Below are 13,872 nucleotides of genomic sequence, written 5' to 3' on the forward strand. Positions count from 1 at the left end.
AGGCTTTATTTAGGCCTTAACAGTAAAATAGAAGGGGAAAGTAATGATCCCCTTCTTCAAAAATTAGTTAGTCAACTTACTCTTATTAAGAAGCTCTTCCATCTCATGAAGTAACGGCTTACTTAACTCTTCATTTTGCAACGCAAACTTCAACGTCGTTAAGACAAAGCCAAGCTTCTCCCCAACATCAAAACGCTCACCTTCAAAGTCATACGCATATACATACTGTTGTTCATTTAAACGTTGAATGGCGTCTGTTAATTGTATTTCTCCCCCTGCACCTGTTTCTTGGCTTTCTAGTAAAGAGAAAATCTGCGGTGTTAACAAATATCGACCCATAATAGCTAAGTTGGACGGTGCTGTACCTTGCTTCGGCTTCTCAACAAAGTTACTCACTTGATACGTTCTGCCTTCTTGCGAAATCGGATCAACAATCCCATACCGATGTGTTTGATCTTCTGGTACAGTTTGAACACCAATCACAGAAGAACCTGTTTCGTTATAGACATCAATTAGTTGCTTCGTACATGGCGTTTCCGCTAGAACGATATCATCCCCAAGTAAAACAGCAAATGGCTCGTCCCCAATAAACTTACGTGCACACCAGACAGCATGTCCTAATCCTTTTGGTTCTTTTTGACGGATATAATGAATATCGACTTTTGAAGCAGCTTGTACTTTATCTAATAGAGCAAACTTCTCTTTTTCAATCAAGTTTTGTTCTAATTCAAACGCATGATCAAAGTGATCTTCAATCGCACGCTTCCCTTTACCTGTAACAATAATAATATCCTCAATCCCTGACTCAACTGCTTCTTCAATAATGTATTGAATTGTTGGCTTATCAACAATTGGAAGCATTTCTTTTGGCATCGCTTTTGTTGCAGGTAGGAATCTTGTCCCTAGCCCTGCTGCTGGAATAATCGCTTTTCTAACTTTTTTCAATTTATTTCCCCCCCTGTAACTTGTTTGTCCTTAACACAATGAAAGCCTTAAGCTATTAGACTTACTTGTAAGACTAGTAGCTTAAGGCTCTATCTATTTTATTAAAAATAAGAGGCATCTAACCCCTCCTCACACCACACTAATGACGACTATTTGCGTCTAAGGTTCAAATAGAACCCACAGCGTAACCGAGTGCCTCCATCGATAACGGCAAGGAGACATTGCCAAGTTCTCTTTTTGGTTTTTAGCGCGTGTCTTCTTGTTTTCTTATCTCTATCGCTTGTTGTAAAAGCAGCTGAATCGTTTCAAGTTTCTCTACTGGCGCATCTTGTTTTATATATCGAATTGCTTTTTTTATTGATTTCGGCATTTCATCAAGATTTTTCATAGTTTCACATATCCTTTGCAATAAAAGAACAAGAGGTATGTAGATGCTCTTGTTCTGTCTTTTTACTATAGTCACTATGATAAAGTTATCTTCAGCCAATAATGGTCCAAAAGGTCTAGATATTATTCATTAGCATGTAATCTTGTTTGTCTGTTATATATCTTAACATACATTTTGTCGAATTATCTTTTCCAATATACGGTTTTTGAGTGATCACGAAGCCTTATTACAAAAGCAATAACACTATGAATTACACTTTATCATTGTAGTTGTTTAAGATACATAATTCAACAAGTTCCGTACCCTATCATTCGACAATTTTCGTAGGTTATTCCGTGAAAGCGCTATGAAAATAGTCATAAAAAAAAGCCATTAATTTGGCTTCTATTAAAATATCGGTTCTTAGGTCTTATAACAAACCAAATAAACGTCTTTTTCTTCTAATTGGCTCAGGGGGCAAGACTTGAACATGCTGTTGACTAGCAAGCAGCTCTGCATTTTCTTTTAAATGGTACACCATATCGATCCCAAATAGCTCTTCTACTGCAGCATAAGCTTCAGTTAATAAGAAAGGTCTCTCATGACAATTGTGAGCATCTGAAGCTAGAAAATGAGTTAAGTTAGATTCTAGTAATTGCTCAGTGAATTTCATTACTTTTTTCCCAAAGTGACCTGTCAAACTCCCAGCGGTTATTTGCGTGAGAACCCCATTCTTTACGAAGTCAAAAAGCATCACAGGATCTTCTGCCAACACTTTGTTTCGTTCCGGATGTGCAATAATCGGTGTATAACCTTGTAGTTTCAAATCGTAAAATAATCTTGATGTGTAATGAGGAATACTGTTTGAAGGGAATTCTATTAAAATATATGAGTTGCCTGGTGTCATCGGCAGAACATCCCCTAATTCCAAATACCGAATCATTCCACCGTGCAAACGAACCTCTTGGGATGGAATTACATCTATATTAATATTTGCTTCCTTCAGTTTATGATTCAATTGTTCTACTTCTCTAATGACAGAGAAACCACTGTTCTCAAAAGACGGATGCTGGTGGTGAGGTGTCGCAATGATTTTCGTAATCCCTTCTGATTCTGCTAATCTAGCTAGTTCTAAGCTTTCTTCAACGGTTTTCGGTCCATCATCAACACCTGGTATGATATGACAGTGAATATCAATCATTCGTTACCCTCCTCAAACTGAATTCTATAAACAGAGGTTACTGATTAGCTAATCTGCCTTTTCAGTAACCTCTAGATCCGAAACTATTTAATTTGAAGTTGAGCTATAGTAATAATAACTTCCTGATTCAATCTTCTTATTGTTTAATACAGCACCTAAGATGTTTGCTTTCGCATTAAGCAGCTGATCTTTTGCTTTCTTTACATCTTCTCGTTCTGTCTTTCCGCTTGAAACAACAAGTACCGTACCATCACACTTACTCGCTAAAATTTGAGCATCGGCTACCGCCATCACAGGTGGGGAGTCAATGATAATCGTGTCAAATACCTCTTTTGCACGCTCAAGGATCAAACCCATCATTCTCGAGTTTAATAACTCAGCTGGGTTTGGTGGAATCGGACCAGAAGGCAAAAGGGAAAGATTCTCCACTTTTGTTTCTTGAACTACCTCTTCTAAACTTCCTTGCTTCGTGATGACATTCGTTAAACCACGCATGTTCGAGACCCCAAATGTATAGTGCATTGTAGGTTTTCGTAAATCGGCATCTATTAACAGAACTGAGTTGCCGTTTTGTGCCATCACAACAGCTAAGTTTGATGCAGTCGTCGACTTCCCTTCTGCCGGTCCAGCTGATGTAACTAAAATCGTTTTAATTTCTTTATCTACCGCAGAAAATTCAATGTTCGTTCGTAGTGTTCTGTACTGCTCAGAGACAGGTGAGCTAGTCCCTAATTCTGTAATTAGGTTACGTTGTAAATTTGTATGTGTTTTTTTACTTTTACGAGACACGTTTTGCTCCCCCTCTCTTTCCTTTTTTCCCAACTTTTTGATCATCCATCGCTGCAACGACACCTAGTATAGGAAGGTCAAGAGTATCTTCTATATCTTTTTCCGTTTTCATCGTTGTATCAAGGAATTCAAGCAAGAACGCAAGACCAACTGCTGCCATTAACCCAACAACAAAAGCAATAGCTATATTTAATTCTGGGTTTGGTTTAATTGGTGATGGTGAATCACTTACTTGAGCTTGAGAAAGGATACTAACGTTATCAACGTTCATAATTGAAACAATCTCACGTTGGAATACAGTAGCGATTGTATTAGCAATGTGAGCAGCCGTTGATGGTTGTTCGTGTTGAACAGTAATGTTAACTACCTGTGAATTGTTTTGACTTCCGACAGTCACCTTACTATTTAACGCTCCAACCGACTCGGATAGATTTGCTTCTTCAATGACTTTTTCTAAAATAATTGGGCTTTTAATGATGACGTTATACGTATTTATAAGTTCAACATTTGTTCTAATATCATTTTGACTAAACGTTTGATCTTGTTGAGTTTGGTTTACGAGAATTTGCGTAGAGCTCTGATATATTGGTGTTAAGTAGAAATAACTTACAAGCGCACTAACTAATACAGCAATAACAGGGATAATGATGAGAAGCTTTATACGTCTTTTTAACGTTTGAAAGATCTCTTTTAAACTAATCGTTTCTTCCATATTGGTAATTGACCTCCTAATATTTTAAACTGCAATACTGTGGATTATATCATAGATTGTCAGTTTCTGTAGATATTTTTTATTACTCATCAGTTACAATTTAACTATTAATTTGTTGAGAAATCTATACTAGTTTTTTGGTAATTTCTATTGAGTTATTTCTTCACTTTACGGTCGTATCACTCTGATTCCTCGGTTTGGACGTTTTCTCGCTATTGTAATTACACTAAGCTCAATTCCTTAATATTCGCCATTCTTTCTATATATTGTCTATTTTCGTTTGATATTTAATGGCCTCATAGTTACAATTTAACTATAATCGCATAAGAAATCTATGCAAGTTTATTGGTAATTTCTAAATCCAGGAGAAGAGGCATTCTTATATGAAAAAGAAAATACTTGTTACTTTAGGCATTATGTTTGGTGTTTTGTTTCTAGCAGCTACCACTTATGGTTTTTATTTATATAAGTCTGTTACGGATACGGTTCAAGAAATCCACGAACCAATTGAGCGTGTCACGGAGAAACGAGAAAAGGAAGTTGATGTCGAAAACCAGGAACCGATTTCGTTTTTAATTGCTGGTGTTGACTCAAGAGGAGACCATCATTCAGGCCGGTCTGATACGATTATTGTGATGACCGTTAACCCTGAAGATCAGTCGGTTAAAATGTTAAGCATTCCGCGTGATACACGTACGGAGATTATTGGACGAGGTACGGTTGATAAAATTAATCATGCTTATGCATTTGGCGGTGTTGAAATGACGATGGACACTGTTGAGAACTTTCTTGATATTCCAATCGATCATTATCTAAGTATCAATATGGAAGGGTTCAAAGGGTTAGTTGATGCTCTAGGCGGAGTAACAGTTTATAATGATTTTGCTTTTGATTATAGTCGACATTCCTTCCCTGAAGGAGAGCTTTTCTTAAATGGTGAGGAAGCTCTGGCTTACTCACGAATGCGTTATGAAGACCCTCGTGGGGATTTTGGTCGTAATGACCGACAGCGTCAAATTGTCGATGCCGTTATTCAAGAAGGTGCTCAAATAAGTTCAATAACAAGAGTTGGAAATATTTTGAGTGAGGTCGGTAAGTCTGTAAGAACGGATTTGGATTTAGAAGATATGTGGACAATTCAATCGAAATATCGTGATGCTCGGCATAATGTAGAACAAATGGAAATCAACGGGGACGGTACACGGATTGATGGAATTTATTATTTAATTGTTCCTGATGATGAGTTAGCACGTGTTCGTGGTGAGTTACGTGAGCATTTACAATTAGATAATTAAAAAGATAAAAGCAGAATGAGTAACCGGATTGGTTTTCATTCTGCTTTTTATTACTATTGCGATACTGGCTTCTTCTTACAATTATTCTTTTTCGTGACAGGCTTAGTTGAATATATCTTCAAACCAACTCGTCGATAAAAATCAAAAAAACTGCAACTGAAAATAATTTAACTTAATGACTCTATAATTCTTCTTGGGCAATAAATCCGTCCCCAACAATCAACAAAAAATATCAAATATATAGGAAGAACCTTGTAAATCTCCCTCAATAACTTTCGAACTATTCCGACAATGATATAATCATGTTTATCTACTAATTTGGAGGAGATCTTATGATAAAAAATAAAAAGGATTATGAATTCTATTTAAATGCCGATTTAAGAGCTAGAAATTTCACAAAGTGGAAGCGCAGCTATAAATTAAAGCACCCGGAACTGTACTTCCAAAGAGTCATGAGAAAACTCGAATATTTTAATGTTAGAAAGGCAAATCCCTACTTTAAAATACGTGCCTACTTCACGGAAAAAAAATTTAAAAAGCTAGGAATCACGTTAGGTTATACAATTTATCCGAAAAATTTTGAAGCTGGTCTTAAGATCGCCCATTACGGCAGTATCGTATTACACCCTCAAGTAAGAATAGGGAAAAACTGTGTAATTCATTCATCTGTTAATATTGGCAAACATAAAAACGGAGTTCCCCAAATAGGAAATAATGTTTATATCGCACCAGGTGTGAAAATATATGGGGGCATTACAATAGGAGATAATGTCATTATTGGAGCGAACTCTGTTATTAACAAAGATGTACCAAGCAATGTAGTTGTAGCTGGAGTGCCCGCAAAGGTGATTAGAAAAATTAAAATCAATAACAAAGTAATTAAAGGTGCAGACATAATGAGGCGAGAACTGAAACAAGCACTTTAAAGAAAGTTAGAAAATGATCAAACTGAAAGAAGCCCCGTTCAAATTACAACCCGCCAGTACATAAACCCGTTATCGTCCTGGCGGCTAGAAACAGAGTCACAGTTGTAGTAGTGAAAAAAGACCCCGGGTTCACATCCGGAGCCTTGAGTAGCTTAGAACTCTTTGAATACAATCCTAGTCCTTACGTTTTGGAAAAGTAATTCTTGTAACCAACTTCAGATTTATAGCTACTTCATTATCTTTTGAAATATACCAATCTTGACTAGTCAGTCTATTAATTAATTCTTCTTGGTTTTCAGCTTCAATGTTAACAACTTTGGTGTTATCATTGTCAAACGTGAATCTAACTTTGATTAATTCCATTTTATCACCTCCTTACAAGATTAAGGTCCTCCAAACTCTATCTTTCACTATATATTAACAATATCCCTTAAAGAGCAGGCTTCTTCACCAAATTAATAATGTCACTTACCACTTCAGGAATGGTTAACGACGTCGTGTCGATCTCTATTGCATCACTTGCCTTGCGCAGTGGTGCCACTTCTCTCGTTGTATCTAACTCATCACGCTTGGCGATCTCTTTTTTCAACTCTTCTAAGTCAGAAGGCATGCCTTTTTTCAGTTGCTCTTCATGGCGGCGTTCCGCACGTACGTCTACAGAAGCAGTTAGGAAGACTTTCACTTCAGCATCTGGTAATACGTGTGTACCAATATCTCGACCATCTAAGATAGAATTGTCTTCATTTGCTAGAACTCGTTGACGCTCAACCATTTCTAACCTGACTGCTTCATGACTTGCCACAAGTGGCACTTGCTTATTCACTTCAGCTGTACGAATATTCATTGTGATGTCTTGATCATTTAACAGGACTTTTGTTCCTTCTTTTTCATTGACTAACTGAATCTTCATCTGATCAAGGAGCTCTTTTAACGCTGCTCCATCATTACCATCAACTTGATTTTTTAATGCAGCATAGGCAAGTGTTCGATACATCGCACCTGTATCAATATATAAAAACGAAAGCTGTTCTGCGACCATTTTGGCAACGGTACTCTTCCCAGCGCCTGCTGGACCGTCGATTGCTATATTTATTCTATTTGTCATTGGTTACACCTCGTATCGTTTTAAATAACAAACTCTATCTTATCACATTAAAAAACGCAGTTGAAAGAGAGATTCATTTACATTTTTATTACTAATTTTTCTCATAACCTTACAATATCAAACAATATACGACAATATCAATGAATCTTCTTTCCTAAAATAGGTATTTTCATTATAATAAATAGTACTAGAATTAAGAGGAAATGAGGTGTCTCTCAAAGAATGGACAAAAAGTTTATCTTAATGATTGTTTCTGGCATTGTCGTCATTTCACTTATGGGTATTTTCACTGTAAATGCCATCCAATCAGACAATTTAACTAAACAGTTACAAATCGCAAAAGAACACTTTGAACAAGAGGATTATGAGAATAGTGTTGAAGCTTATCTTAATGTGCTGGAATTAGACCCTTTAAATGTTAACGCGAGACTTGGCCTTGCCAAAAGCTATATGGCTCTATCTTATTGGGATGAAGCGGAAAGAACACTTTTAGAGGGGATTGAGTTACGCTCAACGGAAGAGAGTTTTTACTCATACTTATCAACTCTTTATGTTAACCAAGAGAAAGTTGTCGAAGCATTAGCGGTTTTACATGATGGAGTTGCAGCAACAAGCTCTTCTGAATTAGAAGCTACATACGAGTCACTAGATGAATCGATTAGAATCAAGTCTCGAAGATTAGTACAGCCCGGTTATAGTCGAACATTATCATTAACTTGGGAGAAAGAATCTGGTGAAACAGTTCCCCTCTCTGCAGAATGGACTGTGGAAGATGAGTCCATTGGCACGATTGAAGAAACAGAAAATAGTGATGAAGTTGAATTTTTGGCCCATGAACTTGGTGAAACAGTTGTAACAGCTCATATCGGCGATTTTACTAAAAAAAGAAAGTTTGAAGTCCAAGAGAAGGTATTAGAAGAGATTATAGTTACACCAGAGGAAATTGATCCTCTAGCAATTGGACAAACCCTGTCATTGTCCATTGAAGGATTTGATGCCGATGGAGAACCGATGGACTTCCATCCAGAATGGTCTATGGACAATGAAATAGGTGAATTTGATACAACCGAAGGACTTGAGACAGTATTCACCGCTATAGAAGAAGGAAGAACAACGTTACTAATTAGGTATGAGGATTTAATCAAGAGGGTTCGCTTTGTTGTTGAAGGAGAAAATAAGATCGTTGATTATGAAATAACAGGACAAGGAAATGTAGTCTTTTCACCTGACCAACAATCTTTTCCTCCCGATTCTGAGATTAAGATTGAGGCACAGCCTCATGAGGGTTGGAAGTTCGTTCGTTGGGAGGGTGACTTAGAGGGAGAGACAAATCCTGCTACTGTAACAATCACAGAGAGTCTTAACATCCGTGCTATCTTTGAAGAAGAGACAACTCACACATTAGCGTTGGATCTAGCAGGAGAAGGTCAGATTATTAGAAGCTCACTCGCTTCAACCTTTTCAGATATGGATACGGTCACTTTAACAGCCCGTCCTAGTAATGGTTGGACGTTCAAAGGGTGGGAAGGATCAGAAACATCTTCAAATGAACGGATCACTGTAACAATGGACAGCAACAAATCGATTCGAGCAGTCTTTGTTCAAAATGAGCCAGAACCTGCACCAAGACCTGAATCTAGACCTGAGCAATCCGAAACACAACCGCAGCCACAGACACCTACTTATACGCTCTCGTTAAACGTTGCAGAAGGTGGACAAATTACAAAGAACCAATCTGGAAACCAATTTAAAAGCGGTACGAGCGTCTCGTTAACCGCTGCGCCTCATTCCGGTTGGACGTTTGTACGTTGGGAAGGTGCAGCAAGTGGAACATCGAGAACGACTACAGTTACAATGGATAGCAATAAAACAGTGAGAGCTATTTTTGCTAAGAATGAACCTGAACCTGAACCAAAGCCAGATCCAGAACCGAAACAATACACTCTTACCACTGCTACAAGCGGTAACGGAACCATTGGTAGTGATAGGAGTGGTGCCACTCACACGGAGGGAACAACGGTGACATTAACAGCTAGACCAGCTGAAGGTTGGGAGTTTGTACGTTGGGAAGGCGATGTATCCGGCCGAAGTTCAACCATTACAGTCAATATGAATAGCAATCGCAGTGTTCGAGCTGTTTTTGCTGAAAAGCCAACTGAAAGTGAGAATGAGGAATAATCATTCTATACAGCAAAAGGAGAGCCTCTGCGGCTCTCCTTTTTTATTTCGATTTAACTAATTGTTCAACGATATTATTTTCATAGTATTCTATGGCCTTTTCCGTTTCACCTATATATGCGACTTGACCTTGATCTAACACAATAGCCTTAGTGCATAATCGTCTAACTTGCTGAGCACTGTGGGAAACAAAGATGACTGTTTTCCCTTTCATATATCGTTTAATAGCCGTTAGAGCTTTTTTCTTGAAACGTTTATCTCCTACAGCTAGAACTTCATCTAATAAAATAATATCTGTATTCACATGAATGGCAATCGAGAAACCAAGCCTTACCTTCATACCAGAAGAGTACTGTTTTATTGGCTTATCAATATGGTTCTCTAGTTCAGCAAATTCTATAATGTCATCAATGATTAAATCAATTTCTTTTTCTTTAAGACCTAAGACAACCCCGTTCATATATATATTCTCTCGGCCTGATAATTCTTTATGAAAGCCTGCACCTAACTCAATAAGCCCACCGATTTTCCCATTAACCGTAATAGAGCCTGTCGTTGGAGCAGTGACTCCAAGGATAACTTTTAAAAGGGTACTTTTCCCTGATCCGTTCCCGCCCAATATTGCAACAGATTCTCCTGCACATATGTCAAAAGATACATCTTTCAAAGACCACTGTCCTTCAAGACTTTCGCCTGTTCTCATTAACCTATCCTTGAAAGAATGCAGCTTCGTCACTTGTTTTGGATATAGCTTTCCTACGTTTTCAACACGAATTACACAATCATTCATGATATCACTCTTTCTATACGACATCAGCAAAATTCTTTTCAAGCTTCATAAAAGTAACCCATCCTATAATAAAGACAATTACACTAAAGACGAGCGAATAAAGCAATAACATCATGTCCGGTGGTTGGTTATGCAAAAGTGATTGTCTATAGCCATCAAAAATCCCTGTTAATGGATTAAGAGCCATGTATGGCTGATATTGTATTGGAATCGCATGGTAAGAATACATAATCGGCGATAAATAACGCAACATTCGAACAGCCAAAGGTACCACCATACCAACGTCACGAACATAAGCGTTCGTAGCTGATAAGAAGAACATGACACCAAGTGTCAAAATCATTTGAATCGCTAAAACTGGTATAGCATACAAAGCATTTAACCCAGGGAAAATTTGATAATAGATTAATACCAACACTAAACCGATTAATGCAAAACCAAAATTAACGGACTCTGATAGAAACTTGATAAAAACCAAAGAAGGTCGATAAAAATTCCTCTGCCTAATTAATCCAGCATAGCTGTTGATTAATTTCGTAGAAGCATTGACCGTATTATTTAAATACATATAAGGCAATAAAGCGACAAATAAAAACGGAGCATATGGCAACCCTTCACTCGGCAACCTTACGAACATTGAAAATACAACCGTTAGTACAATCATAAGTGCTAGTGGTTGTAGGATAATCCATAATATTCCTAATAATGATTGTTTATATTTTGCAATGATATCTCTTTTAGAGAGCGTTAGTATAAAATCTTTATGTTTCCAGATCTCTGTTATTGATTTCACAATTAGCAGCACCTTATGACAAATTTTACATTCTTAATCTTACTACTTTAAGACTTGATTAACCATCATAACTTTCTTCAAAAGATGGAATTTTTTACAGTTACTATACTAAAGACAGATCGTTTATCTTTATATATGTTACATATTATTAGGAAGTATGTAAATAAAAGATTGCTTATTTGCGCTATACATACCAAATCATTAACGGATATCTAGTAAAAAAGTTATAGATTCCATATGTTTCTGTCGAATTTTGTATTGCTCCTATTTCTATACTAACTTATAATAACAAATGTAATCCTATACATTATCTTGCAATTATTACTGACTATAGAAAGAGGCGGATTCATTGAAGAAAAAAATACTTGTTACTTTTGGCATATTATTTGGGCTGTTGTTCCTATCTGCTACGGCATATGGATTCTATATATATAATTCTGTAACTGAAACGGCGACACAAATTCATGAACCACTAGAGCGTGAACAGTCTAGTAAACGTGTCGAACAGGTCAAAGTTGAAGAGAAAGATCCTATTTCTTTCTTGTTAGCTGGTGTTGACTCGCGAGGAGACAATCACTCTGGACGTTCCGACACCCTTATTGTCATGACTGTTAACCCGAATGATGAGTCTATTAAAATGTTAAGTATTCCTCGTGATACTCGTACTGAAATAATCGGGAGAGGACATGATGATAAAATCAATCATGCTTATGCATTTGGCGGTGTTCAAATGACAATAGATACCGTAGAAAACTTTCTTGATATTCCAATTGATCATTATGTAAGTATTAATATGGAAGGCTTCACAGGCATCATTGATGCTCTTGGTGGAGTGGCTGTGACAAATGACCTTGAGTTTAATTATGGAAGTCGTCATCATTTCCCTGTTGGGAACCTTTATTTAGATGGTGAGTCTGCTTTAGCATTTTCTCGAATGAGAAAAGATGACCCTCGTGGTGATTTCGGTCGTAATGATCGTCAACGTCAAATTGTTGAAGCTGTCATCCAAGAAGCTGCACAAATTAGTTCTATTACAAGAGCTGGAGATATGCTAAATGTAGTTGGCAATTCAGTTCGTACGGATTTAACACTAGAAGATATGTGGAAAGTCCAATCTAATTATCGGAATGCTAGACATTCGATTGAGCAAATGGAAATCAAAGGTAGCGGTACAACTATGAACGGTATTTATTATTTACTAGTTTCTGATGAGGAAAGAAATCGTGTAAGTTCTGATTTACGTAATCATTTAGGTTTAGACTCATAAGAAAAAGGATTGCTCTTCTAATGGAGCAATCCTTTTTTATGTATAAATAAAAAGAAGATGAGAAAAGGTTAATCCTTTCTCATCTTCTTTATTAATATGCGTTCTTATTAACAAATCCATTAATAATCGTCTTAAAGACAATCTTGATATCAAATAAGAACGTCCAATTTTCTATATAAAATAAATCTAATTGAATTCGTTTTAGAATAGAGGTGTCCCCGCGTAATCCATTTACTTGTGCCCATCCTGTTATACCTGGACGAACATGATGCTTGACCATGTATTTAGGAATTTCCTCTTTAAATTGCTCAACAAAAAATGCTCTCTCTGGACGCGGTCCAACGACACTCATATCACCTTTCAACACATTGAAAAACTGAGGTAATTCATCTAAGCTTGTCTTCCTTAAAAACGTTCCAAACTTCGTCTTACGCGGATCATTTTCTGTTGTCCACTTTGAATCAGAAACCGATTCAGGTAAATCAATCATTGATCTAAATTTATACATTGTAAATGTCTTTTTATTTAATCCAACTCGTTCTTGCTTAAAAATAATTGGCCCTTTTGATGTTAACTTAATTCCTAAAGCAATGGATAGTAAGATAGGAGAAGTAATAATAATAGCAATCATTGAAAAGGCAACATCAAATGCCCTTTTGGCCATTTGGTTACGAATCTCATCAAGTGGTACATCCCTTACGTTTATTAACGGAATGTCCTGTAATTGATCAACTGTAAACTTAGCCGGAAGTACATCATAATAATCAGGAATAATTAAAAGTCTAACTCCAGTTTTATCACATATTTCAATAATCTCTTTGTACTTTTCATGCGCACTTAAAGGTAAGGCTAAAACAACCTCGTCAATAGGCTTTTTCTCTAAAATTTCTTCTAAATCATTGATTCTGCCTTTAATAGGTTGATAGTGAGCATGCTCTTCCTCATGCTTTGTGACAAAATCATCTAAAAAGCCAACCACTTCAAGACCCATATCTGGGCGCTCTTTTATCTTATCAGCAAAATATCTTCCAACACTACCAGCACCAACAATTAAAACAAATTGCTTATTGTAGCCTTTTTTACGCAGATGACGTAAGCTCACTTTTATGACATAACGATAGAGTCCGATGATTGTAAAGCTACTAACGACAAAGAGAAACAAGAATGTACGAGAAGTATGAATTGAGTTCACAAGGAACAAAAAGCTTAATAGAATCATAATACTCATCATATGAACTTGAGCAATTCGAATCAATTCATTAGCAAACTTCTTCTTTCTCTTTGAAGAATACATAGAAACACTATAACCTATTACAATAGCAACAACAATGTATACAATTGCCCACAAGTAATAGGTAGACATCGGTAAGTGTCCACCGTCTTTTGCAAATGGAGATACAAACCTAATCCACCAAGCAATAAAAAAGGCAAAATGAATAGCTATAATATCGCATAAAGCGGTTATTTGATTTAAGAAACGTTCATTTCCTCTTATCATACGTTA

At 36.7% G+C, this 13,872-nt stretch carries 14 protein-coding genes; 4 read left to right on the top strand and 10 right to left on the bottom strand.

Features of this window, described 5'->3' with window-relative positions; all coding sequences use genetic code 11:
- Positions 1 to 63: 63 nt before the first annotated feature.
- The 5 genes from galU to AC1FXP_RS10360 all read right to left on the bottom strand — a co-directional run bounded on the left by galU (position 64) and on the right by AC1FXP_RS10360 (position 4,014).
- Positions 64 to 945 carry a UTP--glucose-1-phosphate uridylyltransferase GalU gene (galU, locus tag AC1FXP_RS10340; protein ID WP_480061022.1) on the bottom strand — a complete coding sequence of 294 codons (882 nt, stop codon included), beginning with the start codon at positions 943 to 945 and terminating at the stop codon, positions 64 to 66.
- A gap of 244 nt (positions 946 to 1,189) precedes the next feature.
- Entirely contained in the window at positions 1,190 to 1,333 is a 144-nt protein-coding gene (locus AC1FXP_RS10345; RefSeq protein ID WP_480061024.1) for a hypothetical protein, read from the bottom strand.
- A 409-nt stretch (positions 1,334 to 1,742) separates the two neighbouring features.
- Positions 1,743 to 2,513, bottom strand: a complete 771-nt coding sequence (locus AC1FXP_RS10350) for a tyrosine-protein phosphatase (protein WP_480061026.1) — start codon at positions 2,511 to 2,513, stop codon at positions 1,743 to 1,745.
- Positions 2,514 to 2,600: 87 nt separating this feature from the next.
- Entirely contained in the window at positions 2,601 to 3,347 is a 747-nt protein-coding gene (locus tag AC1FXP_RS10355; RefSeq protein WP_480061028.1) for a CpsD/CapB family tyrosine-protein kinase, read from the bottom strand.
- Entirely contained in the window at positions 3,292 to 4,014 is a 723-nt protein-coding gene (locus tag AC1FXP_RS10360) for a YveK family protein (protein WP_480061030.1), read from the bottom strand. Before AC1FXP_RS10360 ends, AC1FXP_RS10355 begins: the two co-directional genes overlap by 56 nt.
- A gap of 383 nt (positions 4,015 to 4,397) precedes the next feature.
- Here AC1FXP_RS10360 and AC1FXP_RS10365 point away from each other — a divergent pair, with 383 nt between their 5' ends.
- Positions 4,398 to 5,309 (top strand): LCP family glycopolymer transferase, encoded by a 912-nt coding sequence (locus AC1FXP_RS10365; RefSeq protein WP_480061032.1) that lies wholly within the window; start codon positions 4,398 to 4,400, stop codon positions 5,307 to 5,309.
- 332 nt (positions 5,310 to 5,641) lie between these two features.
- Positions 5,642 to 6,235: a serine O-acetyltransferase gene (locus AC1FXP_RS10370; RefSeq protein ID WP_480061034.1), complete on the top strand. Its 594-nt coding sequence runs from the start codon at positions 5,642 to 5,644 to the stop codon at positions 6,233 to 6,235.
- Between the two features lie 174 nt (positions 6,236 to 6,409).
- On the opposite strand, the gene AC1FXP_RS10375 is transcribed toward AC1FXP_RS10370, so the two are convergent.
- Both AC1FXP_RS10375 and cmk read right to left on the bottom strand, forming a co-directional pair.
- Positions 6,410 to 6,598, bottom strand: a complete 189-nt coding sequence (locus tag AC1FXP_RS10375; protein WP_480061036.1) for a hypothetical protein — start codon at positions 6,596 to 6,598, stop codon at positions 6,410 to 6,412.
- Positions 6,599 to 6,665: 67 nt separating this feature from the next.
- Complete coding sequence (cmk, locus tag AC1FXP_RS10380) at positions 6,666 to 7,340, bottom strand: (d)CMP kinase (protein ID WP_480061038.1); 675 nt, start codon at positions 7,338 to 7,340, stop codon at positions 6,666 to 6,668.
- Positions 7,341 to 7,562: 222 nt separating this feature from the next.
- Between cmk and AC1FXP_RS10385 the strand changes: the two genes are divergently transcribed.
- Complete coding sequence (locus AC1FXP_RS10385; protein ID WP_480061040.1) at positions 7,563 to 9,518, top strand: InlB B-repeat-containing protein; 1,956 nt, start codon at positions 7,563 to 7,565, stop codon at positions 9,516 to 9,518.
- A 43-nt stretch (positions 9,519 to 9,561) separates the two neighbouring features.
- Here AC1FXP_RS10385 and AC1FXP_RS10390 read toward each other — a convergent pair whose 3' ends face one another.
- Both AC1FXP_RS10390 and AC1FXP_RS10395 read right to left on the bottom strand, forming a co-directional pair.
- Positions 9,562 to 10,308 (bottom strand): ABC transporter ATP-binding protein, encoded by a 747-nt coding sequence (locus tag AC1FXP_RS10390; protein ID WP_480061042.1) that lies wholly within the window; start codon positions 10,306 to 10,308, stop codon positions 9,562 to 9,564.
- Positions 10,309 to 10,321: 13 nt separating this feature from the next.
- Positions 10,322 to 11,101 (bottom strand): ABC transporter permease, encoded by a 780-nt coding sequence (locus AC1FXP_RS10395; RefSeq protein WP_480061044.1) that lies wholly within the window; start codon positions 11,099 to 11,101, stop codon positions 10,322 to 10,324.
- 349 nt (positions 11,102 to 11,450) lie between these two features.
- Here AC1FXP_RS10395 and AC1FXP_RS10400 point away from each other — a divergent pair, with 349 nt between their 5' ends.
- Positions 11,451 to 12,368, top strand: coding sequence for an LCP family glycopolymer transferase (locus tag AC1FXP_RS10400; RefSeq protein ID WP_480061046.1), 918 nt, complete (start codon positions 11,451 to 11,453; stop codon positions 12,366 to 12,368).
- A 91-nt stretch (positions 12,369 to 12,459) separates the two neighbouring features.
- Here the strand turns inward: AC1FXP_RS10400 and AC1FXP_RS10405 are convergent, their stop codons facing one another.
- A complete protein-coding gene (locus AC1FXP_RS10405; protein WP_480061048.1) occupies positions 12,460 to 13,866 on the bottom strand; it encodes an undecaprenyl-phosphate glucose phosphotransferase in 1,407 nt (468 codons plus the stop codon).
- Positions 13,867 to 13,872 lie beyond the last annotated feature (6 nt).

Source organism: Halalkalibacter sp. HAAS-P013 (assembly GCF_056619925.1).

Bases quoted from the DNA above. Each gene is read 5' to 3' on its own strand.
- AC1FXP_RS10345 (WP_480061024.1), bottom strand. From the start codon at position 1,333: ATGAAAAATCTTGATGAAATGCCGAAATCAATAAAAAAAGCAATTCGA.
- AC1FXP_RS10350 (WP_480061026.1), bottom strand. From the start codon at position 2,513: ATGATTGATATTCACTGTCATATCATACCAGGTGTTGATGATGGACCG.
- AC1FXP_RS10355 (WP_480061028.1), bottom strand. From the start codon at position 3,347: ATGATCAAAAAGTTGGGAAAAAAGGAAAGAGAGGGGGAGCAAAACGTG.
- AC1FXP_RS10360 (WP_480061030.1), bottom strand. From the start codon at position 4,014: ATGGAAGAAACGATTAGTTTAAAAGAGATCTTTCAAACGTTAAAAAGA.
- AC1FXP_RS10365 (WP_480061032.1), top strand. From the start codon at position 4,398: ATGAAAAAGAAAATACTTGTTACTTTAGGCATTATGTTTGGTGTTTTG.
- AC1FXP_RS10370 (WP_480061034.1), top strand. From the start codon at position 5,642: ATGATAAAAAATAAAAAGGATTATGAATTCTATTTAAATGCCGATTTA.
- AC1FXP_RS10375 (WP_480061036.1), bottom strand. From the start codon at position 6,598: ATGGAATTAATCAAAGTTAGATTCACGTTTGACAATGATAACACCAAA.
- cmk (WP_480061038.1), bottom strand. From the start codon at position 7,340: ATGACAAATAGAATAAATATAGCAATCGACGGTCCAGCAGGCGCTGGG.
- AC1FXP_RS10385 (WP_480061040.1), top strand. From the start codon at position 7,563: ATGGACAAAAAGTTTATCTTAATGATTGTTTCTGGCATTGTCGTCATT.
- AC1FXP_RS10390 (WP_480061042.1), bottom strand. From the start codon at position 10,308: ATGAATGATTGTGTAATTCGTGTTGAAAACGTAGGAAAGCTATATCCA.
- AC1FXP_RS10405 (WP_480061048.1), bottom strand. From the start codon at position 13,866: ATGATAAGAGGAAATGAACGTTTCTTAAATCAAATAACCGCTTTATGC.